A 21,910-nucleotide genomic window follows, 5' to 3' on the forward strand; every position below is an offset into this window, starting at 1 on the left:
GGCTATCTTAGTTTTAAGGATACTACAGAGAAAATTGCCAACAGTATCGCTATGATCCAGAATCGGGTTACAATCTTACTTTCATGATATCCCTTTTTCTGGTAATGGTGGTGTAAAGGTGCCATGAGGAAAATTCTCCGCCCTTCGCCAAATTTCTTTTTTGTGAACTTAAAGTAAGCTACCTGCAGTACTACCGAAAGGTTTTCTGCAAGGAAGATTCCGCATAGTACCGGTATTAATAATTCTTTACGAACCGCAATAGCCAGTACTGCTATAATACCTCCTATGGTTAAACTTCCTGTATCTCCCATAAATACCGATGCCGGATAGGTATTGTACCAAAGAAAACCAATTAGCGCACCCACAAATGCCGATATAAAGACCGTCATCTCCCCGGATCGCGGTATATACATTATATTCAGGTAATTTGAAAAAATAATGTTACCCGATACAAAGGCAAAGATCCCGAGGGCGAGTACGGCAATAGCCGATGTTCCTGCGGCGAGCCCATCGATACCATCGGTAAGGTTGGCCCCGTTAGATACTGCCGTGATAATAAATATCACGATAGGGATAAATATTAACCAAGCATAATTTTTATATCCTTCACCTGTCCAGGCAAGTAATTCAGAATAATCGAACTCATTATTTTTAAAGAACGGAATAGTAGTCGCTGTTGACTTCTCTTCTACACCTGCCTGAGAAATTACATTCTCTGTGCTGCTGTAAATGTTCACTTTTGCAGTATCTGTCCTTACAGTAACCGATGGATGAAAATAAAGAATGTATCCTACAATCAATCCAAGTCCTACCTGTCCTACTACTTTGAACTTTCCTTTTAATCCTTCTTTGTCTTTTTTAAATATCTTGATATAATCATCAATGAAACCAATTGTTCCCATCCAAAGTGTGGTAACAATAAGCAGCATGATATAGATATTATCCAACTTTGCCAGTAGTATTACCGGAATAAGCGTAGAGATAATAATAATCAATCCTCCCATTGTTGGCGTACCTGCTTTTTGCGACTGACCCTCAAGACCCAGTTCACGAACGGTTTCGCCTATTTGCTGCCTGCGCAGAAAATTGATGATCTTTTTACCAAAAACAGTAGAAATAAGAAGCGACAAAATAATTGCCAGCCCTGAACGGAAAGTTATGTACTGGAATACTCCTGTACCCGGTACGTCTAACTGTTTGTCTAAGTATTCGAATAAGTAATACAGCATGCTCCGTCTATTTATTTAATTGTGCTAAAATTTCTTTTACTGTTTCCATATCATCAAAGTCGTAACGCACGCCTTTAATTTCCTGGTAGGTCTCATGGCCTTTTCCGGCTATAAGAATAATATCATTTGGTCTTGCCAGCTGGCAGGCAATTTTTATAGCCTGTCTCCTGTCTACCACTGCCAGTGTTTTTTTATAATTCTGAGGTTCTACACCTTTTTCCATGTCTTCAATAATATCCTCAGGAATCTCTGTTCTTGGATTATCTGAAGTAAAAATTGCCATAGTACTCATAGACGAAGCTATGTGCGCCATAACCGGACGTTTTGTCCTGTCCCTGTCGCCACCGCAACCTACAACTGTGATAAGCTGCTCATTCCTTGTACGGATGCTTTCAATTGTACTTAGCACATTTTCCAGAGCATCAGGTGTATGGGCATAATCAACAATTGCCGTTACTTTAGTTTCTGATACTATGAACTGAAATCTTCCTGATACACTTTCCAACTCACTCATCAGTCGTAATACTTCCTGGCTTTCCAGCCCAAGGTTTACAGCCGTAGCATAGATAGCCAGCAGGTTATAAGCATTGAATGTTCCTATAAGTTTTACCCAAACTTCCTGCTCATTGATCTTAAGCAATAGTCCTGATAGTTGGTTTTCCAGTATCTGAGCTTTATAATCGGCATAAGTTTTTAGTGCATACGTAAGCTTTTTAGCCATTGTATTCTGAAGCATTATCAAGCCATTCTTATCATCTACGTTCACTATTCCAAAAGCCGTTTTAGGCAATTCGTCAAAGAACCTTTTCTTAACATCCCTGTACTCTGCAAAATTGCTGTGGTAATCCAGATGGTCGTGCGATAAATTTGTAAACACTCCTCCTGCAAACTCTAATCCTGCCGTTCTGTTTTGGTGGATACCATGAGAACTTACTTCCATAAAGCAGTACTCACAGCCTATCTCTTCCATCTCCTTCAGGTACTTGTTTATGGTAAGCGAATCGGGTGTAGTATGTGTTGCCTTATACTCAGTATCGTCTACCATTATCTTTACCGTAGAAAGCAGTCCTGTTTTATACCCTGCGTTCTTAAACATCTGATACAATAGCGATGCTATTGTCGTTTTACCGTTAGTACCTGTAATACCTACCAGTTTAATATTATGCGATGGATTGCCGTAATAGTTAGCCGCCATGTGAGCCAGTGCCGCACTGGCACTTTTTGCTTCTACATAAGTCACCCCATCTATAAGCAGTTCAGGCAGTGTTTCACATACTACAGCAACAGCGCCAAGGCTAATTGCTTTTTCTATAAAATCGTGTCCGTCACTTTGCGTACCACGTATTGCAACAAAGGCATCGCCTTTACCTACAAGACGCGAGTCGAATTCTATTTTCGCAATATTAATATCTGTTGAACCCTTTACAGCTTCAATAGATGTCCTATATAATATGTCTCTTAAAACCATCACGATAATTCCAATATTATGGTTTGATCTTTACTAATTGCCTGCCCCGGTTTAAGGGACTGTTTTTTCACTTTTCCCATGCCTATAACCTGAACCTTAAGTCCCATGTTACCAAGCAGGGCAACAGCATCCATACCACTCATGCCTACTATATTAGGAACAACATCTTTAGAAACTGCTTCTTTATCATAGTAAGCGGCATACAGCTGCTCCTGTTTTTTTATCTGCTTATCCAGTTTCTTCACCCTGTTGGTAGAAGGCACATCGGTATATATTTTTTGCGCTATCCTTTTAAATACCGGCCCCGATACATCGGCTCCATAATATCCTTTATTTATAGACGGCTTATAGATAATAACGATACAGGAATACTCCGGTTTATCGGCAGGGAAATAACCCGCAAATGATGATGAGTAATACATACCATCATCGTGACTTTTACCTTTACCGTAGTTTACCTGAGCCGTACCTGTCTTGCCCGCCATAGAAAAATTAGGTGAATACAGTTTTGAACCCGTACCCTTTTTAACCACATTTGCCAATACCGCTTTCACTTTGTCTATAGTAGCCTGCGAACATATCTTAGGGTTAATAACCTCTTTGTCAAACTTCTTAATGGTCTTATCCCACTCTTTAATTTCTTTTACAAACAACGGCCTTACCAATTCTCCATTATTAGCTACTGCATTATACAAGGCTAATGTTTGCAATGGTGTTAACGACACTCCATACCCAAATCCCATCCACGGCAATGATATCTTAGACCATGACTTATCGGTAGTTTGTGGTATTCTTGGAACACCTTCACCTTTTATAGAAACACCCAGTTTTTTATTAAGACCAAAAGCATTCAGGTGATCTACAAACTGTTGTGGGTTATTTTTATAATTATCGTAAACTGCCTGAACCATTACGGTATTCGACGAAAGCTCAAAACCACGTGCCAGGGTTATTTTGCCATAACCACCTCTTTTAGAGTCACGCACTTTTCTATTCGAATAAGTGATCTCACCACCCCTGCTATCGTACACTTTACTGGTATCTACCTTTTTATCTTCAAGCAGTGATATTAATCCCGCAAGTTTAAAAGTAGAACCCGGTTCCTGCGATTCACCCACTGCATAGTTTACTGTTTCATAATACGATCCATCTGTTGCACGGCCTAAATTAGAGATCGCTTTTACATAGCCCGTTTTGGTTTCCATTACCACCACACAACCGTGATCTGCCTCATAAAACTCTAATTGTTTAAGTAGTGCATGGTGTGCAATATCCTGTATGTAAACATCTATTGTAGAAACAATATCATAGCCATCTACAGGTTCTATTTCATTATTATCACTAATAGGCTTCCATTGGTTTTTAGCGATTTTCTGCATAAGGCGGCGGCCATCTTTACCATTAAGGTATTTTGCAAATGCCCCTTCTATACCTACAGCTTTATCCAATCCGGCATGATCTATTTCATCATACCCAATGGTTCTTTTTGCGATCTTACCAATAGGATGCTCGCGTATTGTTTTCTGTTCGGTTATAATCCCGCCTTTATAAGCACCAAGATTAAACAGCGGAAAACTTTTAATACGCATATATTCTGTAAAGCTCAACCCTTTAGCTACTAAATAATACCTATTCTTTTTGGCTCTTGCTTTTTTAAGTTCAGAGTAATAATGCTCTGACGGCTTATTAAACATTACCGCAAGCGAATCGGCAAGCGGCTCCAGGTATTTATTAAAATCTTCCGATTTAGGCGCTAAGGCATCAAATCGAATCTTATAATTAGGTATGGATGTTGCCAAAAGGCTTCCATCGGCAGAATATACATTACCTCTGTTTGCCGGAATAGTAAAATCCCTAACCGTGCGGTCTTTAGCCAGCTGACGGTAATAATCTCCCTCTACCCACTGTATATTAGCGAGCTTTACAGTAATAAGTATAGCCATCACAAAAATTGCGAAGGCTACCAGGTACATCCTGTAAGAGATTTTTTTATCGTCGTTTACTGCCATAATTTTTTAAAGAACCCTTTTTCATCTTCTTTTACAACTCTTATCTTTTTTGGCGGAACCGGAGAAGGAAATATTTCCCGTTCTTCCATCTTTTTTGAAATCGTAGATTCCATTTTGAGTTCCATTAACTCTGAGCGCCTGTCTACAAATTGCGACCGCAGCTCTTTAACCTCAGTTTCCAGCGCGCTTATCCTAAAGATCTTCTGCTCATAGTTATGAGAGTTCGCAATCATTATGATAGAAATAAGTATAAGAAATACGATAAAGCGCCAGTTTTTCATAGACCCTTGATCTACAAGATATTTTGCTTTTAATAATCCGTATACTCCGCCTTTCATCTTTTTATTTTTTTTCTGCTACGCGCAGTTTTGCACTTCTTGCCCTGTTGTTCACGTTTATTTCTTCATCGGTAGGGACGATAAGCTTCTCGATAATCTTAAATGGAACTGAGAAATTCCCAAAGAAATCACGCTCAGGTTCACCTTCAAACATACCGTTACGTACAAAACGTTTAACCAGCCTGTCCTCCAGCGAGTGATATGATATCACACTAAGCCTTCCTTCCGGTTTTAATAATTCTAATGACTGCTCTAAAAATTCTTTAAGCACATCCATCTCCTGATTTACCTCAATACGAATCGCCTGATAGATCTGAGCCAGTATCTTATTGCTTTTATGTGCAGGTAAAAAACGACCCAACACCTTTTTAAGCTGTTCAGAGTTTTTAATCGGCTCAATTTTTCTTGCCTCTACAATAGTATGCGCTAATGCACCACCATTTTTAAGTTCGCCATAATCCCAAAACACTCTTTTCAGATCTGCTTCTTCATAATCGTTCACCACTATAAAGGCATTCAGCTCGTTCTTTTTGCTCATCCTCATATCCAGCTCTGCTTCAAAGCGGGTAGAAAAACCCCTTTCTGCCACATCAAACTGGTGTGATGACACACCAAGATCTGCCAGTATACCGTCTACTTCTTTTACATTATGAAAACGAAGGAATCTTTTAATGAACCTGAAGTTCTCAGGAATCAGCGTAAAACGCGCATCATCAAGAATATTTGCCTGCGCATCTTCATCCTGGTCAAAACCAAATAATCTTCCATCAGGACCAAGCCTTTTAAGGATTTCACGGGAATGCCCGCCACCACCAAAGGTTACATCTACATATACACCATCAGGCTTTATGTTAAGTCCGTCAACCGTTTCTTTCAATAAAACCGGATTATGATATTCCATCTTCGTCGTTTAAATTACCCATTACATCTTCCGCCAGGTCTGCAAAATCCATTACCGAATCATCAATTGACTTTTCGTACTTGTCTTTATCCCATATCTCAACGATATTCACCGCCGACGATAACACTATATCTTTATCAATCCCAGCAAAGACCACAAGATCTTTTGGTATAAGCAGCCTGCCGGTAGCATCAATTTCTATTATTTTAACCCCCGCCGTGAACCTTCTGATAAAATCATTGTTCTTTTTCACAAAGCGGTTCAGCTTATTTATCTTCTGCATCATTACATTCCATTCATTCATTGGATACAACTCAAGACAGGGCTGAAAAACCGAACGTTTAAGCACGAAGCCTTGGTTGACCTCTTGGGACAACTGCTTCTTCAAAGGAGCAGGCAGCATGAGCCTCCCCTTTGTATCCACCTTACATTCGTATGTCCCTATAATGGTATTCAAGTAGTTAGGTTTGAATTGATTTTAAAGCAAATATAGATATATTTTACCACTTTGTACCACTTTATACCACTTTGTTGATAAGTTTTGCACTTTCCTACCACTCTTAAAAAATTGCGCTTTAAACCCGTAAAGCGTTAAACATTAGTGATAATACACATCTTGAAAAAAATTGATAGAAAAACTGTAAATTTTTAAGACATCTTAACATCTTCACTACATTATCTCAAAAAAAGAAGGGAGGAAAGCTCATATACTATTTAAGATTTAAATAACACAGCAGTTTGTTAATATCTCCCAAGGCTTACAAAAGGGCGGCAAAGGTTAAAAATTAACCCAAATATTATACAGTAAAATAATTTTTAAAGTTTAAAACCATATATTTGTGTTAATTTGAAATTGTTTAGAACCCAACATGCACAGCACAACAAAAGAAGGCAAATACAGTTATTTTGAAGCCGGAGAAGGCACCCCAATAATTATTTTACACGGCCTCATGGGAGGATTAAGCAATTTTGATGGTGTGGCAAATTACTTCCCACAACATGGTTACAAAATAGTTATCCCAGAGCTACCAATCTACACACAGAGTATATTAAAGACAAACGTAAAGGCTTTTGCTAAGTGGGTAAAAGATTTTATTACTTATAAAGGTTTTGACCGGGTAATATTACTTGGTAATTCATTAGGCGGACACATCGCTTTATACCACACAAAAATGTACCCTGAAAAAATGCTTGGACTTATCATAACCGGAAGTTCCGGACTTTATGAAAGTGCCATGGGCGACAGCTACCCAAGAAGAGGTGATCGTGATTATATTCAGAAAAAAGCACAGGACGTATTCTATGATCCTGCAATTGCAACTCCTGAAATCGTTGAAGAAGTTTATGCAATGGCAAATGACCGCATAAAACTGATCAAGACCTTAACGATCGCTAAAAGTGCGATTCGCCATAATATGGCTAAAGACCTGCCAAAAATGCACGTCCCTACCTGCATCATCTGGGGAAGAAACGACAACGTAACACCACCGGATGTAGCCGAAGAATTCCACAAACTACTACCTAACTCAAGCCTTTCATGGATTGACAAATGCGGACATGCTGCTATGATGGAACATCCTGATGAGTTTAACAGGCTTATGCACGAATGGCTTAAAAAGCTGGATGTAGCCCACCACCTTTTAACAGAAGATTAATTCCGGCATTAGACAAAACAACATAGTTGGCCACGAATTACACCAAACACAAATTAAGCTCATGCGGATTTGTATAATGAGTGTAATTCGTGGCTAAAAAATTTAGAGTAACTTTGCCGCTTAGAGGCAACAGCCATCAAACCCATAATACCCAGCAAAATGAAAATCAATACTGCCGAATTCGTAATAAGCAATTCCGATGTGAGCAAATGCCCAAGAGAGCCATTACCAGAATATGCATTCATCGGCAGATCTAACGTAGGCAAGTCGTCACTGATAAATATGCTTACCGATCGAAAAAGCCTTGCTAAAACATCAGGACGTCCTGGAAAGACCCAGCTTATAAATCATTTCAAAATCAATGAGAACTGGTTCCTTGTCGATTTACCTGGTTATGGTTATGCCCGTGTATCGAAGCAGACCAAACAAACGTTCCAGGCTTTTATCATGGATTATTTTGAACAGCGTGAACAATTGGTTTGTGCTTTTGTACTGATAGACATTCGTCTTGAGGCGCAAAAAATAGACCTTGAATTTATTACTTACCTTGGCGAGACCGAAGTACCTTTTTGTATCGTGTTTACCAAAGCAGATAAAATAAGCCGTGGTAAGGTAGATCAGCACGTTGCTGCCTACCGCCAAAAACTTTTAGCAAACAACTGGGCAGAGATGCCGCCACACTTTGTAACTTCGGCGACAGAGAGTACAGGTCGCGAACAGTTACTTGGCTATATTGACGAAGTAAACCAAACTGTTTTTAAAAATAACAGTTTCATATAATAGTCGGGTAAATAAACCCAGTTTAAAAATTCCTCTCTTCCATCAAAATTGTACAAACGTACTTTTTAACAGAAGAGAGGAATTTTTATTTTATAGATTGCTAATTCTAATGTTCCACTTCTTTCACACCAAAATATACACAAAGTGGAACACCATGAATTAAAAATTCTCTGAGCCCCTTATTTTTAAGGCATTCTTTATAAAAAATATTCCACTTAAAGAATAGTACTAAAAATGGAATATTATATACCATAAAAAAAGCGGCATTAAGCCGCTTTTTTTATTTCTTCTTGATCTCAAGTTTTTCTGCGAAATAATCACAAAAATCTTTCATGGTCTCGCTCATTTTTTTGTCTCCCGTTGCACGTTCAAAAGTTTCAGACATTGAAACCAGTGTTTGGTGATAAAAAACCTTCATTTCATCTACAGGCATGTCTTTTGTCCAAAGATCAATTCGCATACTCTCCTGCGCTTTACTATCCCATACAGACAGCATAACCGCTTTAGATTCTTCGTTTACCACACCACCGTCACGGGCAGTCCATATTAATTTTTCAGGAACACGGTTTTCATCCAGTTCCACGACAATGTTTATCTCTGATTTTAAAATAGTATTAGACATTACTTCTTCGGTTTGTATTTAGAATTATCAAAAATCGTTTTGGCATCAGTTGCCAAAAGCTGCTGCAAAGGTATGTTTTTATTATTTTCGGCGTATGCCTTTACGATCTGCCAGCCTAACCACTGCCCTATTCTTCCGGGTGACTCGTTATCAAGCTCAAGGTAGAATTTAGAAAAAGGTGCCGGGTTTATAAAACGCCCTGCCAGTTTAGGATCGGTGTCAAACAGTAATTTTTTATCTACAAAATAACGCCATATTTCAGACTCATTTGCTTGTGCCCATGCAAGTTGTTTGTCAGTATATGCTATTTTCTCATTGTCCGGAACATCGGGAATAAGCAAATCTTTTAAATACAATTCTTTACCATAATAGATCATAAGTCCCAATAGCGACCTGTCGCGAGGCGGTGCAATTTTATCGGCAGAAAAAGATGAAACAGCATTTGGTAATATCTGCGGAGCCTCAAATTCCTGTCTTTGGTATTTAGGAAAATCTACATAAAACTTATGGTCTTTACCCAAATAAAGGTCAAGTGAGATAAGCATTAGCGTATCGGCATAAATAACCCTGTTCGCATAATCCATTTCAGATAGTAATGTTACCACCCTTGGTGTATTAGTTTCCGGGAAATAATATTTGGTACGCTGAAATAAAGCAGCAAGATCCTGCTCTAAAGCATCTGTGTTAGGAAATTTTTTATCTACCTCTTTGTGCAGTTCCTGCAATAACGGATCTTTTATTTTTGCTACCCAAACAGCATCTTCATTACCTGCCGGGAAAAAATAAGGATACTGTTTTTTAACTGTAGCCAGTTCTTCAGGTTTGCTATCATAAAAGATATCATCAAAACGTTCAATTTTTATTTTAGGCAAAGGCACTTCTGCAATTTTAGCATCTGCTTCATTATCCTTCTTACAGGAAACGATAGATACTATAAGCGCAAGAATAAAAATGGATTTCTTCATTTTTTGGTTTTATTAATAAATTCTAATTTATGTTTTTTAATTTTAGCGCAAATATACGTACTCACCCCTAATTAACGAACAATTATGCCTACCAACTCCTCTTTTAAAGCCGAAGCTATAAATAAACACATTGTAAACTGGCTTCGAACCTATGCTGAAAACGCAAAAGTAAAAGGTTTTGTTGTGGGAATATCGGGTGGTATAGACTCTGCGCTTACCTCAACACTTTGTGCACAAACAGGATTCCCTACGCTTTGCGTAGAAATGCCTATTCACCAGGCCGAAAGCCATGTAAGCCGAGGCCGTGAACACATCAAATATTTGTGTGGAAAATTTGACAATGTATCTTCCGTAGAAGCCGATCTTACTCCGGTTTTTGAAGGTTTTAAAAAGCAGGTACCCGAAACAGAAAATCCTCACCTTTTAGCACTAACATTAGCAAATACCCGCGCAAGATTACGAATGACCACGCTGTACTATTTTGCAGGAATCCACAGTGCTTTAGTAGCCGGAACTGGTAATAAAGTTGAAGATTTTGGAGTAGGTTTTTTTACAAAATATGGCGATGGCGGGGTCGATTTAAGCCCTATTGCCGACCTGATGAAATCTGAAGTAAGAGAACTGGCAAAATACCTCGGCATAACTAATACAATCCTTACTGCAAAGCCTACGGACGGACTTTTTGGTGATGACCGAAGTGATGAAGACCAACTTGGCGCAAGTTACGACGAATTGGAATGGGCCATGCTGGAATTAGAAAAAGGAAAGACTCATAACGATTTTTCCGGAAGAGAAAAAGAAGTATTTGAAATCTATAAACGACTGAATATCATCAATCAACACAAGATGAATCCTATACCTGTATGTGAAATTCCCATGAATTTGAAATAAAATTCCTTCATTCACAATACTTTAAGATTTAAATACTTAACTTTACTATTGTCAAAACAAAAAAATCTTAATTATGATCAAACTATGCCTCGCGGATAACCATCCTGTCGTACACTATGGGATGAAGTCGTACTTTAGCGAAAATCCGCAAATAAGCTTCGCCGGTGTGGTCAACAACCTGGACAGCCTGCTCGAAACACTGGGCAAAAAATCAGTTGATGTTGCCGTAATTGACCTGGAGCTTGAGGGTCTTACCAGCATTAGCTCGGTAAAATCTTTGGTAAAGGATTTCCCTGAAACCAAGGTAATTATCTTTACCAACCTTGCAGAGCAAATCTATGCTCCAAATGCATTGAAAGCGGGTGTTTCGGCCTACGTGCACAAGAGCGCTAAAATGGAAGAACTGGAAAATGCCATTAAAAAAGTAAATGAAGGCGAAGTTGTTTTTAGCGAAGCCGTTAAGAAAAATCTTGCTTTACTTAATAAAGGTAAAAAATCCGAACGACTGTACAGAAAACTGTCTTCAAGAGAAATTGAGGTGCTTCGTTACCTTAGTGAAGGCAAGAAAAACAAGGAAATTGCAAAATTGCTTGATCTTAATGAGAAAACAATCAGCACTTACAAATTACGATTACTTACTAAATTACACGTAACTAATCTTGTGGATCTGGTAAATAAAGCGAAAACGCTTGACATTGTTTAGTCTTCTATAAACCCCCAGAAGATCAAATAAAATAATCTACTACATTACCACATAGTACCTGGATAAGTACGCTTAAACCGGTACATTAAAAAAACGTCTTGCTACTACCAGGACGTTTTTTATTTTTAAAATCTATTAAAAGAATTGGCTCCTGAGCCTGTTTATTTTCCTTGACAGGTAATTAACTAATGTATTGTAGTCGTTTACAGCAATTAGAATCTCCATATTATTAGCCTCTGGGCTCACCTGCATTTTTAAATCCTGTATAAGCCTTCCAAGCAGCAACCAGCGTAGGTCTATAATGTGTTCATTAGTGTAACCTGCAGCGGTTACTATTTTTTCTTTAACCGGAATCTGTTTTTTTTCCTCCCAGGCATTAAGAGAATACCTCTCGTCTTCCATATAAATATCCGTAGCTTCCTGTTGCAGCTGCGGCGAAAGGCCGTTTAAAAACGTATCGATAACCAATGTTTGATTTATAAGATAGTGATCAACAATACTTTTATATAAATCTTTAAATAACGGATTTGTAAATTCTATTTCATCCTCCTGCAGATTAAGATATATACGCTCATATACCTTACATGTTTTTTGTTCGGTATGTTCATATTCTTTACCATACTCATCATATTTAATATAAACATCTTCAAAATCCTGTTCGGTACCTCCGTAAAGCAACAGTATCTCAATGATCTTTCGTTCAAGACCCTCAAGAATATTTATCTTTTGCTGCTCACCAGGCATAACATCATCCTGAACCGGACGCATCGTATTTGCCTTTTGCTCTTCTTTCATTTTTTTACCGGCATTGGTAACATCCTTTTGAATAAGCTGGGCCAACTCGCTTGAAAGCACCTGCTCAGATATATCCATGATACGCGCGCATTCCTGCGTATAAATTTCGCGCTGTATCCTATCCGGTATTTTAGAGATACTGGTAACCATATCCCTGATAAGTCCGGCTTTTTTAACCGGGTCGTTCTTGGCATCATCCATCAATAAGGAGGCCTTAAACTGTATAAAGTCTTTTGCATTGTTAGCTAAATAAGCTACCAGCTCATCATAAGGTGTTTTCTTAGCAAAGCTATCCGGGTCTTCTCCATCCGGGAAAGCACATACTTTTACATTCATCCCTTCTTCAAGTATAAGGTCGATACCACGAATGGATGCCCTTAATCCGGCAGCATCACCATCAAACAGAACTGTAATGTTTTTAGTAAGCCTGCTTATCAGTCGAATCTGGTCGGGCGTTAAAGCCGTACCCGATGATGAAACCGTATTCTCTATACCTGCCTGATGAAACTGAATAACATCGGTATATCCTTCTACTAAAAAGCAATTATCCTGTTTAGCAATTGCCTGCTTGGCATGGTAAATACCATACAGCACTTTACTCTTATGATAAATATCGCTCTCTGGTGAGTTCAGGTATTTAGCAGCTTTTTTATCATTAGTAAGTATTCGCCCTCCAAAACCCAGCACCCGGCCGGACATACTTTGTATAGGGAACATTACACGTCCGCGAAAACGATCTACGTGCCTACCGTCTTCTCTAACAATAGTAAGACCTGTTTTTTCTAAATACTCCAACTTATAGCCTTTACCCAATCCTTCTTTTGTAAAAGCATCCCATTCTTCAGGGGAATAGCCTAACCCAAATTTCTTAATTGTATCACCCGTAAAGCCACGTTCCTTAAAATAAGAGTATCCAATAGCACGACCTTCATCAGCGTTTAAAAGAGTATTGTGAAAATATTTCTGAGCAAATTCCGAAACCAGGTACATGCTTTCCTTTTCGTTAGCCTGCTCCCTGTCTCCTTCGGTCTGCTCTGTTTCTTCGAGTTCTATGTTGTATTTTTTCGCTAGGTAGCGAATAGCTTCAGGATAAGTAAAATGCTCGTGTTCCATTAAGAATGCAACAGCATTACCTCCTTTTCCTGAGCTAAAATCCTTCCATATCTGTTTAACAGGCGACACCATAAATGACGGCGACCTTTCGTTACTAAAAGGACTTAGTCCTTTATAATTTGTACCTGATTTTTTTAAATTGACAAAATCGCCAATTACCTCCTCTACACGAGCAGTTTCAAAAACAGTATCTATGGAACTTTTAGATATCAAGACGTATTGGGGTGAAAAATTTGAGAAGCAAAGTTACAAAGTTTTTAACTGGATAAAGAATTTAATACATCAACAGTATTCAAGTTCTCATTACAATTATCGCGATAGCCTTAAAACAAAAAGAGGATGCTTCTTATAGAAGCACCCTCTTTTATCAAAGTACAAAACTAACCTTTACTTTTTTAATTGAAATCAAATCTTACACCAAGCGATAAGTTATTCTGATCAATATCATTGTTACTAAAAATAGTCTGCAAATCATATTTAGCATACAAGCTTGTTTGTCCGTAGCCTATGTAAGCACTTACACCATATACAAAATCGTTTACATTAAAATCACCTTTGGTTTTAGCTTTTACATCATTACCGCTGGCATCTGCATATTTTACAATTTGTTTTTCTTTTACATTAAATCCTGTATATCCCCCAAATCCAACACGGAAGCTCTGATGCGTAGGGAAATAAACTTTTTCGCCATTCATTCTCTTTTTAGTAAAGTCAAGTTCAAAATGAACCGGAACTACAAGGTTTACATAACGAAAACGGGAAACATCCAGATCAAGACCAGAATCTACAAGACCTGTTTTATTACCATCTACAGCAAATATCTTATTGTTATCTGCCCTAAGATTGTTGTACTGCAAAGACAGTCCGTATTTTATATGTAGTAAATTGTTGTTTTTAAACAATCTTGTATTCCAGGTTACACCCCACTCATAAAACTCAGAACGGTCTTTAAAGTTAGCATGATCTATTTTATCATCGGCTACCAGGCGGTTTATACCAAAAGCAAGCACAAACTGAGATGTTGTTCTTTTATACTCAAAAGTTTTAATCTTTACCTTGGTTGTATCTGCTTCGTCTTCATTATCTTTTTCAAAGTTAATAGAAAATCTGGATCTCCTTGGATTGCTAACAATTTTACCGTTTACCTTATCTTTAACCAAATCAGAAAGTTTTTGTTCTTCAACAGCTACTCCCGTTTCAATTTTCTTGGCACGCATTTCGGCAAGCTGTTGTTTTTTAGCTGCTGCATCTGCAGATGATATTTCGTTTCTTTCCAATTGTGCATTTATAGCCTCCACTTCAACTTTAAGGGAGTCCTTTTGCTTCTTTGTTATGGTCTCAATAGTTTTTGAAATAGTTCTCGCTCTTTGTTCGAAAGTTTCTGTTTCCTGAGCAGATAGTTTAGTTGCGAGCAGGCATAGTAATCCCACTACATAAAAAGTTACTGTTTTCATGTTTCTGATGAATTAAATTGTTATTTGTTTTTGATTGATGGTTTATTCGTAATTCCTGTTGGCTACAGCGGTTTTAACTGCATTAAAGTTTTTAACCACACCCTGAAATGTTTTGCTTCTATAGCTGTCTGTAAGTTCGCCTTCTACAGATGACAGTAGTGAATTAGGGTCTACTTTTACTGTAGATTTACTTTTACCCGCTGTCTGGTTTGTAGCTGCTGCGATTAGGTTTTGTGTTTCGGCAGCCGGGAGTAAAACTGTAGGTTCTTTTTTATCTGTTACTGCAAGCGCCTCCTTGTTTACAACAACTGTATTTTGTATCGTTACAGCTTTTCCGTTTGTGGCAGCATTTACTCTTTTAGTAGTTGTAGCCGCTACTGCTTTTTGATTTCTTACCGGAGCAGTTATTACGTCCTGATTTTTTATTTCCGGAACAGTAACCTGATTATCTTCTTGTTCAATTTGAGCTTCTACAGGGTGATCTACAGTTACAACAGCATCTTCTGTTTTTATAATTCCGTTACCGTTATTTTCTTTCTCCTGCTTTAAGAACAATGATCCAACCAGCAGGAATACTAAAAAACTCGCTACCATATACATCCATGTCCTGTTTGGTTTTTTCTTCTCAGTAACCGAAAGCATCGCATCAAGCCTATCCCATGCCATCTCAGTGGGCTGAATGGTTCTTTGCTCCAGCTTCTTTTTAAAATCCTTTTCTAATTTATTCGGTTCCATTGTCGTAATTCTTTAATTTGTTAATCTGCTCCTTCAACATCTTCCTTGCATGCGATAATTGCGATTTTGATGTACCTTCATTAATCCCCAGCATCTTTGCTATCTCCTGATGTTTAAATCCTTCTATCGCATAAAGGTTAAACACCATTTTATATCCATCCGGTAAACTGTCTATTAGCGACTGTATGTCTTCAACCGAGAAATGACTTTCTATATTATTAAAGGTGTCTTCTACAAAAAACTCATCTTCCAGAAAACTCACCTTTTTTTGAACTCTCAAAAAAGAGATACATTCGTTCACCATTATTCTTCTCACCCAACCTTCAAAACTCCCCTTATGCTCAAATGCTTTAAGGTTTGTAAATACTTTCATGAAAGCAGTTATCATTATGTCTTCTGCCTGCTGTACATCTTTAACATACTGCCTGCAGATGCTCAGCATCTTTGGCGCATGCTTGGAGTAGATCTTCTGCTGTGCATGCCGATTGTTATCAACTGCCAGTGCAATAATCTCTCTCTCTTCCTGATGTAAGGCTATTACTTTCAAAGCGTTTGGTTGTTTGGTTTATTAATAGTCTCCTAAAACATTATCAGGAAAACTAAAATTCGATTGGTGCTGCACAATTTGTCAATTACTAACCGACTTCTATTAGCATAGACGAGCCAACCTTAAAAAGGGTTGCACGGTAGTGTAAAATATTTTCAAATATAATGACATTAAAAAATAACTAACTGATAATCAGTCTAAAATATTGAAATAAATTTTACAAAAAAAGACTGCTCTATTGAAGCAGTCTTTTAAAAGAAACAACTTTTTGGGTTGTTTTTATATTTTTAAGAGGTAAAACTCTCACTTCAAGTGCTATTAGATAATTATATCTTTCTTTCAATAACATAATTCACCATAAGTACTAAAGCATCTTTATAGATGGAAGAAGGATAATCTGCTAAAAGCAATAGTGCTTCTTCTCTAAATTGAGACATTCGCTGCTCAGCATAATCCAGTCCTTTACTTTTCTTTACAAAAGCAATAACCTCTTTAACGCGCTTTTTATCTTTATTATGATTTTTAACCGAATTGATTATCCACTTCTTTTCTTCTTTAGTACAGTTATTAAGTGTATAAATAAGAGGAAGCGTCATCTTTTGTTCTTTGATATCTATTCCGGTAGGCTTACCAATAGCATCATCTGTATAATCAAAAAGGTCATCCTTTATCTGGAAAGCCATACCTATTAGTTCTCCAAACTTTCTCATTTTCTCAGTATGCCCTCCTTCGGGATCAACAGAGCATGCACCAAGCGAGCAGCATGCCGCAATTAGCGTCGCTGTCTTTTGGCGTATAATTTCATAGTAAATATCTTCGGTAATATCCAGCCTGCGTGCTTTTTCAATTTGCAGCAGTTCACCTTCACTCATTTCCCTAACAGCAACCGATATGATTCTTAAAAGATCAAAGTCACCATTATCTATAGATAATAAAAGTCCTTTAGATAATAAGTAATCACCTACCAGTACAGCAATCTTGTTTTTCCACAATGCATTAATTGAGAAAAATCCTCTGCGCCTGTTACTGTCATCTACAACATCATCATGTACCAGCGTAGCTGTATGGATAAGTTCTATTACAGATGCTCCTCTATAGGTACGTTCGTTCACCATGCCTTCACTTACCATTTTAGCGGTAAGAAAAACAAACATAGGACGCATTTGTTTACCTTTTCGGTTAACTATATAATAGGTAATTCGGTTAAGCAATGCCACTTTTGAAGACATAGACTCGTGGAACTTTTTCTCGAAAAGTTCCATTTCTTCCATGATGGGCTGCTTAATCTGCTCTGTAATCTTCATTGCGGCTCAAATATAGCAAATAGTTTTGTAAGGCTTATGGGTTTACTGTTTCGTTTTTGTTAGCAAGCTGTCCACAGGCAGCATCAATATCCTTACCTCGGCTGCGGCGCACTTTTACTACGATGTCATTCCTTTCTAAAGCTCTTATATATGCATCAATTGTTTCCTGGTCTGCCTGCTGAAACTCGCCATCATCAATTGGGTTATATTCTATAAGGTTAACTTTACATGGAACATACCTGCAAAACTTTACTAAAGCATCAATATCTTCTTTACGGTCATTTATATCTTTCCAAACCACATACTCATACGTAACACGGCTTTTAGTTTTACTATACCAGTATTCTAATGATTCACGAAGATCTGCCAACGGAAAATTTGAACTAAAAGGCATAATCTTAGAACGAACTTCGTCTATACCCGAATGTAATGAAACTGCCAGTTTAAAGCGAACTTCATCATCAGCAAGTTTTTTTATCATCTTAGGAAGTCCTGATGTAGAAACGGTAATACGCTTTGGCGACATACCCAATCCTTCAGGCGACGTGATCTTATCTATTGCCTTAAGCACATTATTATAGTTCATAAGCGGTTCGCCCATCCCCATAAATACAATGTTAGATAATGGTCTGTTATGATACAAACGGCTTTCGCTGTCTATAGATGCTACCTGGTCATAAATTTCGTCAGGATTAAGGTTTCGCATACGCTTAAGCCTTGCCGTAGCACAAAAGTTACAATCCAAACTGCAGCCTACCTGACTGGATACACAGGCTGTAGTACGTGTCTTTGTTGGTATAAGTACCGACTCTACTACTAAACCATCATGAAGACGCACTGCATTTTTCACAGTACCATCTGTACTTCGCTGCATTTGGTCTACATGGATGTGGTTGATAACAAAATTATCTTCCAGCATTTGCCTTGTAGCCTTTGCCACATTGGTCATATCCTCAAAAGTATGGGCATTTTTGCTCCACAACCATTCGTATACCTGGTTGCCCCGAAATGCCTTATCGCCATTTGTTATAAAAAAATCGCGCAGCTCCTCTTTTGTAAGCGCCCTAATATCTTTCTTCTCCGTTTGCATAGTGCAAAGGTAGTAACTATTTACTAATTATTTATTTCGCACTAAAACTACTCTTTAACAAGCTTATAATTACCTGATTTACCACCAGCATCAATTACTTTTAAAATATAAATACCGTTTGCTGTACCCGTAAGGTCAATAGTATTATCCCCAGATGTTAATCCACCTGTTTTTACCAAATGCCCAACTACATCATACAAACTGTATTGTGCCGATGCACTTATTGTTACTGTAAAAATACCAGCAGAAGGATTAGGATAAACGGTTACCAACTCTTGTTTTACATCCTTTAAAGATGCAGTAGGATTAAGCCTGTAATTTACCGTCATTGCATTTGTATTATTCGGATCAAGCCAGTTTTTAAGTCGGACTTCAGAAGTAGGACCTTCATCCCACGATATACCGAATCTTCCATAAACATCAAACCCTCCATTACCGCTAAGTCCGTTACATTCAGATGATCCTCCATAAAGCTGCCCTATTATTCTGCCGTTATTATCAAATAGAGGTGATCCAGACGAGCCGCCTTCGGTCACTCCATAATCCCAGCTTTCAATATTCCACATGTACTGGCCTTCGCTATTATCTATAGTTGGTGACTGAAGATCCCTAGATACTTTCATAATATCACCCGACGGGTGGTGGATACCAAATGTAGATGCAGGCGGAACTTCGCTTCTGCTCCAGCCAGCCCATACTATATTCCAGTTGGAAGGAATAGCAGCCGTTATTTTTAATAACAGGAAATCACTTTTGCCTCGTTTTGCCTTTAGTTCAGCACCGCTTAACGTTTGGTAATAATTAGGCGCATTTGTAGTACTTGGAGTATTTTGGGCACAAACAGGGTTAGGGCTTATCCAGTTAAAACGGAATGCCCATTGCGATAAATTACCGGCATAACAATGATTTGCCGTTAAGAAATAAGGTGTTCCATCATTAGTAACATTGTTTATCAATGCTCCTGTACAAAAGCTCGAGTTATTTACAATAATAAGTCCTACCGATTTTTTATTAATGTCTTTTAAGTCATCAATACCTGCCATAGAACAGTTTACATCATAATTACAGTTACCAGATACGTTTAGATCTTGATCCGGAGATTTGGCAAAATTACCTACTGTTCTATAACCATGAATAACTTTAAATATTTCCAGTTTTCCCGCTCCCGCAACAGCAGCAGGCTCATAATATTCGATCCATATATCATCACCGGTAACCATCCAGGTACCTAAAACACGCTCATCATTATTCTGTCCTGCGTCATATGCTCCAAGCAGATCTGACCTGTCACTATTATACAAATACACATTTGCACCTTTAGGCATATAATAATCACTAAACAGGAAATTTATTGTTTTAGCACCTTTAGACACATAGTGTATTCTCCACACTCTATCACCATTTGGCAAAATGGTCCACACACCACTATTAGTCAAATTATTGTCTACTAAAAACTCAAATCCATAACGCCATGGTTTATCTTTTTGCTTGTCATTAGCAGCATCTTCTTTCTGCAGTGCTTCTAAATCAAATTTTGGCATAACAACAGCCTTTACATCTGCCAGTTCTGTTATTTCCCAACTCTTTGGCTGACCTTCGTTAGTTACCTGGCTGTAGCCAATACTTATAAACAAAAGAAAAAGGAGTGTAATTTTAAGCTTCATTATCTTGATTTTAAGACAGTAAAAATAAAAGTTTTTATGTTAAATAAACCTACTGCTTAAATTTATTCTAAATAATTATCATCATAGCATATTTATTAACTTTGCAAAAAACATTACAATGCATTTTATATCTGAAGAGCTGGAAAATTATGCTGCTTTACATAGTGAAGACGAGCCGGAATTATTAATAGCACTACACAAAGAAACCCATCAAAAAATATTACAGCCAAGAATGCTTAGCGGGCATTTTCAGGGAAGGATTTTAAGTATGATTTCTAAACTTATCAATCCTGAGCATATTTTAGAAATAGGCACTTATACAGGCTATGCTACCTTATGCCTTGCTGAAGGATTAAAAGAAAATGGTACTATTGACACCCTGGATATTAATGAAGAATTGTATGATTTTCAACGAAAGTATTTTGACCTTTCGCCTTGGAAAAATCAGATAATACAGCACTTAGGCGATGCTGTCGAGATTATCCCAATACTGGATAAAAAATTTGATCTTGTTTTTATTGATGCCGATAAAGAAAACTACATTGCCTATTTTAACATTGTAGTACCTATGATGAAAAAAGGAGGTATCATATTATCTGACAATGTATTGTGGAGCGGAAAAGTATTAGAACCGCTAAAGCCAAACGACAAAAGCACGCCTATACTTTTAGAGTACAATAAACTTTTAAAAGACGATCCAAGAGTAGAGACAGTATTACTGCCTATTCGTGATGGTCTAACGGTTAGCAGGGTTATTTAAACGCCCTGCTCTCCTTGAAAATACCTGTTTCTTAAATAGATATACAATTTAAGGATAAGAAAACCGGTTAAAAGCCCAAGGCAGTAACCTGCCAGAATATCTCCAGGGTAGTGAAGTCCAAGATAAATACGGCTGTAAGCAAATACTAAAGGCCATAAAAAGATAAAGCCCATATATTTATAGTAGCGTCTTAGTACCATAAATAAAAAGAAAGCTGAGGCCATTGAATTTGAAGCATGCCCAGACACAAAACTGAAGGACTTTCTTTTCACCACTGCCCTTATAACATCTGCAATCTCAGGATTATTACACGGTCGAAGTCGCTGTACCGTATTCTTGATCAGGTTAGTAGCCTGATCTGTAAAAGCAACTAACAGGGCGATCATACCTACAATAAGTAATGTATGGCGCCATCCCAGCTTTTTATAAGCAAGATAACCTATAAATAAAAAAACCGGAGTCCAGTAAATTTGTTTTGTAATAACTTTCCAAATAGGGTCAAAAGTCTCAGAGCCCAGGGAATTTAAATATACCAACAAATCCCGGTCCAGTTGCTGCAGTGTTTCAAGCATATTATCGATCTAAACGTTTTATTGGCCCTGTCATATCGTCTAAATTCTCTTTCATTTTATCAACCTCTCCTGTAATATTTTTAGAAATATCTTCAGTACCTATTTCAGTAAATGTCTTTTTTATGCCATCAAGATCGGCACTTTTATGAATTTCACTTTTAATGTCGTTTGTAGCATTCTTAAGCTGCTGCATCCCTTTACCAAGGCCGCGCGCAATTTCAGGTATCTTGTCAGAACCGAAAAGCATCAATACAATTAGTATAATGACGAAAAACTCTCCTCCTCCTATTCCAAACATAACTTCAAAATTTTAAT

Annotated in this window: 22 protein-coding genes; 5 read left to right on the forward strand and 17 right to left on the reverse strand. The window is 37.7% G+C overall.

Features of this window, described 5'->3' with window-relative positions:
- Positions 1 to 2 precede the first annotated feature (2 nt).
- The 6 genes from mraY to mraZ are packed head-to-tail and all read right to left on the reverse strand — an operon-like array spanning position 3 to position 6,402.
- A complete protein-coding gene (mraY, locus tag EPI11_RS15315; protein ID WP_128390860.1) occupies positions 3 to 1,229 on the reverse strand; it encodes a phospho-N-acetylmuramoyl-pentapeptide-transferase in 1,227 nt (408 codons plus the stop codon).
- A gap of 7 nt (positions 1,230 to 1,236) precedes the next feature.
- Positions 1,237 to 2,697: a UDP-N-acetylmuramoyl-L-alanyl-D-glutamate--2,6-diaminopimelate ligase gene (locus tag EPI11_RS15320; protein WP_128390861.1), complete on the reverse strand. Its 1,461-nt coding sequence runs from the start codon at positions 2,695 to 2,697 to the stop codon at positions 1,237 to 1,239.
- On the reverse strand, positions 2,697 to 4,706 hold the full coding sequence (locus tag EPI11_RS15325; protein WP_128390862.1) for a penicillin-binding protein: 2,010 nt from the start codon (positions 4,704 to 4,706) through the stop codon (positions 2,697 to 2,699). Before EPI11_RS15325 ends, EPI11_RS15320 begins: the two co-directional genes overlap by 1 nt.
- Complete coding sequence (locus EPI11_RS15330) at positions 4,697 to 5,044, reverse strand: FtsL-like putative cell division protein (protein WP_128390863.1); 348 nt, start codon at positions 5,042 to 5,044, stop codon at positions 4,697 to 4,699. The genes EPI11_RS15325 and EPI11_RS15330 overlap by 10 nt, the downstream gene beginning before the upstream one ends.
- Positions 5,045 to 5,048: 4 nt before the next feature.
- Complete coding sequence (rsmH, locus tag EPI11_RS15335) at positions 5,049 to 5,945, reverse strand: 16S rRNA (cytosine(1402)-N(4))-methyltransferase RsmH (RefSeq protein ID WP_128390864.1); 897 nt, start codon at positions 5,943 to 5,945, stop codon at positions 5,049 to 5,051.
- Positions 5,932 to 6,402, reverse strand: a complete 471-nt coding sequence (gene mraZ, locus EPI11_RS15340) for a division/cell wall cluster transcriptional repressor MraZ (RefSeq protein ID WP_128390865.1) — start codon at positions 6,400 to 6,402, stop codon at positions 5,932 to 5,934. The genes rsmH and mraZ overlap by 14 nt, the downstream gene beginning before the upstream one ends.
- Positions 6,403 to 6,814: 412 nt before the next feature.
- On the opposite strand from mraZ, the gene EPI11_RS15345 reads away from it, so the two are divergent.
- Both EPI11_RS15345 and yihA read left to right on the forward strand, forming a co-directional pair.
- Positions 6,815 to 7,600, forward strand: a complete 786-nt coding sequence (locus EPI11_RS15345; protein ID WP_128390866.1) for an alpha/beta fold hydrolase — start codon at positions 6,815 to 6,817, stop codon at positions 7,598 to 7,600.
- A 159-nt stretch (positions 7,601 to 7,759) separates the two neighbouring features.
- Positions 7,760 to 8,380 (forward strand): ribosome biogenesis GTP-binding protein YihA/YsxC, encoded by a 621-nt coding sequence (gene yihA / locus EPI11_RS15350; protein ID WP_128390867.1) that lies wholly within the window; start codon positions 7,760 to 7,762, stop codon positions 8,378 to 8,380.
- 280 nt (positions 8,381 to 8,660) lie between these two features.
- Here the strand turns inward: yihA and gldC are convergent, their stop codons facing one another.
- Positions 8,661 to 9,002 carry a gliding motility protein GldC gene (gene gldC / locus EPI11_RS15355; RefSeq protein ID WP_128390868.1) on the reverse strand — a complete coding sequence of 114 codons (342 nt, stop codon included), beginning with the start codon at positions 9,000 to 9,002 and terminating at the stop codon, positions 8,661 to 8,663.
- Positions 9,002 to 9,967: a gliding motility lipoprotein GldB gene (gldB, locus tag EPI11_RS15360; protein ID WP_128390869.1), complete on the reverse strand. Its 966-nt coding sequence runs from the start codon at positions 9,965 to 9,967 to the stop codon at positions 9,002 to 9,004. The genes gldC and gldB overlap by 1 nt, the downstream gene beginning before the upstream one ends.
- Positions 9,968 to 10,051: 84 nt before the next feature.
- On the opposite strand from gldB, the gene nadE reads away from it, so the two are divergent.
- Together nadE and EPI11_RS15370 are read left to right on the forward strand one after the other, a co-directional pair.
- Complete coding sequence (gene nadE, locus EPI11_RS15365; protein ID WP_128390870.1) at positions 10,052 to 10,858, forward strand: NAD(+) synthase; 807 nt, start codon at positions 10,052 to 10,054, stop codon at positions 10,856 to 10,858.
- Between the two features lie 73 nt (positions 10,859 to 10,931).
- Positions 10,932 to 11,561, forward strand: a complete 630-nt coding sequence (locus EPI11_RS15370; protein WP_128390871.1) for a LuxR C-terminal-related transcriptional regulator — start codon at positions 10,932 to 10,934, stop codon at positions 11,559 to 11,561.
- Between the two features lie 135 nt (positions 11,562 to 11,696).
- Here the strand turns inward: EPI11_RS15370 and dnaG are convergent, their stop codons facing one another.
- The 7 genes from dnaG to EPI11_RS15405 form a co-directional block, all read right to left on the reverse strand.
- Complete coding sequence (gene dnaG / locus EPI11_RS15375; RefSeq protein WP_128390872.1) at positions 11,697 to 13,682, reverse strand: DNA primase; 1,986 nt, start codon at positions 13,680 to 13,682, stop codon at positions 11,697 to 11,699.
- 182 nt (positions 13,683 to 13,864) lie between these two features.
- Positions 13,865 to 14,923, reverse strand: coding sequence for an ATP synthase subunit B family protein (locus tag EPI11_RS15380; RefSeq protein ID WP_128390873.1), 1,059 nt, complete (start codon positions 14,921 to 14,923; stop codon positions 13,865 to 13,867).
- A gap of 42 nt (positions 14,924 to 14,965) precedes the next feature.
- Positions 14,966 to 15,658: a hypothetical protein gene (locus EPI11_RS15385; protein ID WP_128390874.1), complete on the reverse strand. Its 693-nt coding sequence runs from the start codon at positions 15,656 to 15,658 to the stop codon at positions 14,966 to 14,968.
- Positions 15,645 to 16,205 (reverse strand): RNA polymerase sigma factor, encoded by a 561-nt coding sequence (locus EPI11_RS15390; protein ID WP_128390875.1) that lies wholly within the window; start codon positions 16,203 to 16,205, stop codon positions 15,645 to 15,647. Before EPI11_RS15390 ends, EPI11_RS15385 begins: the two co-directional genes overlap by 14 nt.
- Positions 16,206 to 16,531: 326 nt before the next feature.
- A complete protein-coding gene (locus tag EPI11_RS15395; RefSeq protein WP_128390876.1) occupies positions 16,532 to 17,509 on the reverse strand; it encodes a polyprenyl synthetase family protein in 978 nt (325 codons plus the stop codon).
- A 34-nt stretch (positions 17,510 to 17,543) separates the two neighbouring features.
- A complete protein-coding gene (gene rlmN / locus EPI11_RS15400; RefSeq protein ID WP_128390877.1) occupies positions 17,544 to 18,599 on the reverse strand; it encodes a 23S rRNA (adenine(2503)-C(2))-methyltransferase RlmN in 1,056 nt (351 codons plus the stop codon).
- A 47-nt stretch (positions 18,600 to 18,646) separates the two neighbouring features.
- A complete protein-coding gene (locus EPI11_RS15405) occupies positions 18,647 to 20,263 on the reverse strand; it encodes a T9SS type A sorting domain-containing protein (protein WP_128390878.1) in 1,617 nt (538 codons plus the stop codon).
- Between the two features lie 118 nt (positions 20,264 to 20,381).
- Here EPI11_RS15405 and EPI11_RS15410 point away from each other — a divergent pair, with 118 nt between their 5' ends.
- A complete protein-coding gene (locus EPI11_RS15410) occupies positions 20,382 to 21,023 on the forward strand; it encodes an O-methyltransferase (RefSeq protein ID WP_128390879.1) in 642 nt (213 codons plus the stop codon).
- On the opposite strand, the gene EPI11_RS15415 is transcribed toward EPI11_RS15410, so the two are convergent.
- Both EPI11_RS15415 and EPI11_RS15420 read right to left on the reverse strand, forming a co-directional pair.
- Positions 21,020 to 21,595, reverse strand: coding sequence for a phosphatase PAP2 family protein (locus tag EPI11_RS15415; protein WP_128390880.1), 576 nt, complete (start codon positions 21,593 to 21,595; stop codon positions 21,020 to 21,022). The two genes, EPI11_RS15410 and EPI11_RS15415, sit on opposite strands and share 4 nt — an antisense overlap.
- Position 21,596: 1 nt before the next feature.
- Positions 21,597 to 21,893, reverse strand: coding sequence for a Sec-independent protein translocase subunit TatA/TatB (locus EPI11_RS15420; protein ID WP_128390881.1), 297 nt, complete (start codon positions 21,891 to 21,893; stop codon positions 21,597 to 21,599).
- Between the last annotated feature and the right edge of the window lie 17 nt (positions 21,894 to 21,910).

This window comes from Flavobacterium cerinum (genome assembly GCF_004028155.1).
GTDB classification, from domain to species: Bacteria; Bacteroidota; Bacteroidia; order Flavobacteriales; family Flavobacteriaceae; genus Flavobacterium; species Flavobacterium cerinum.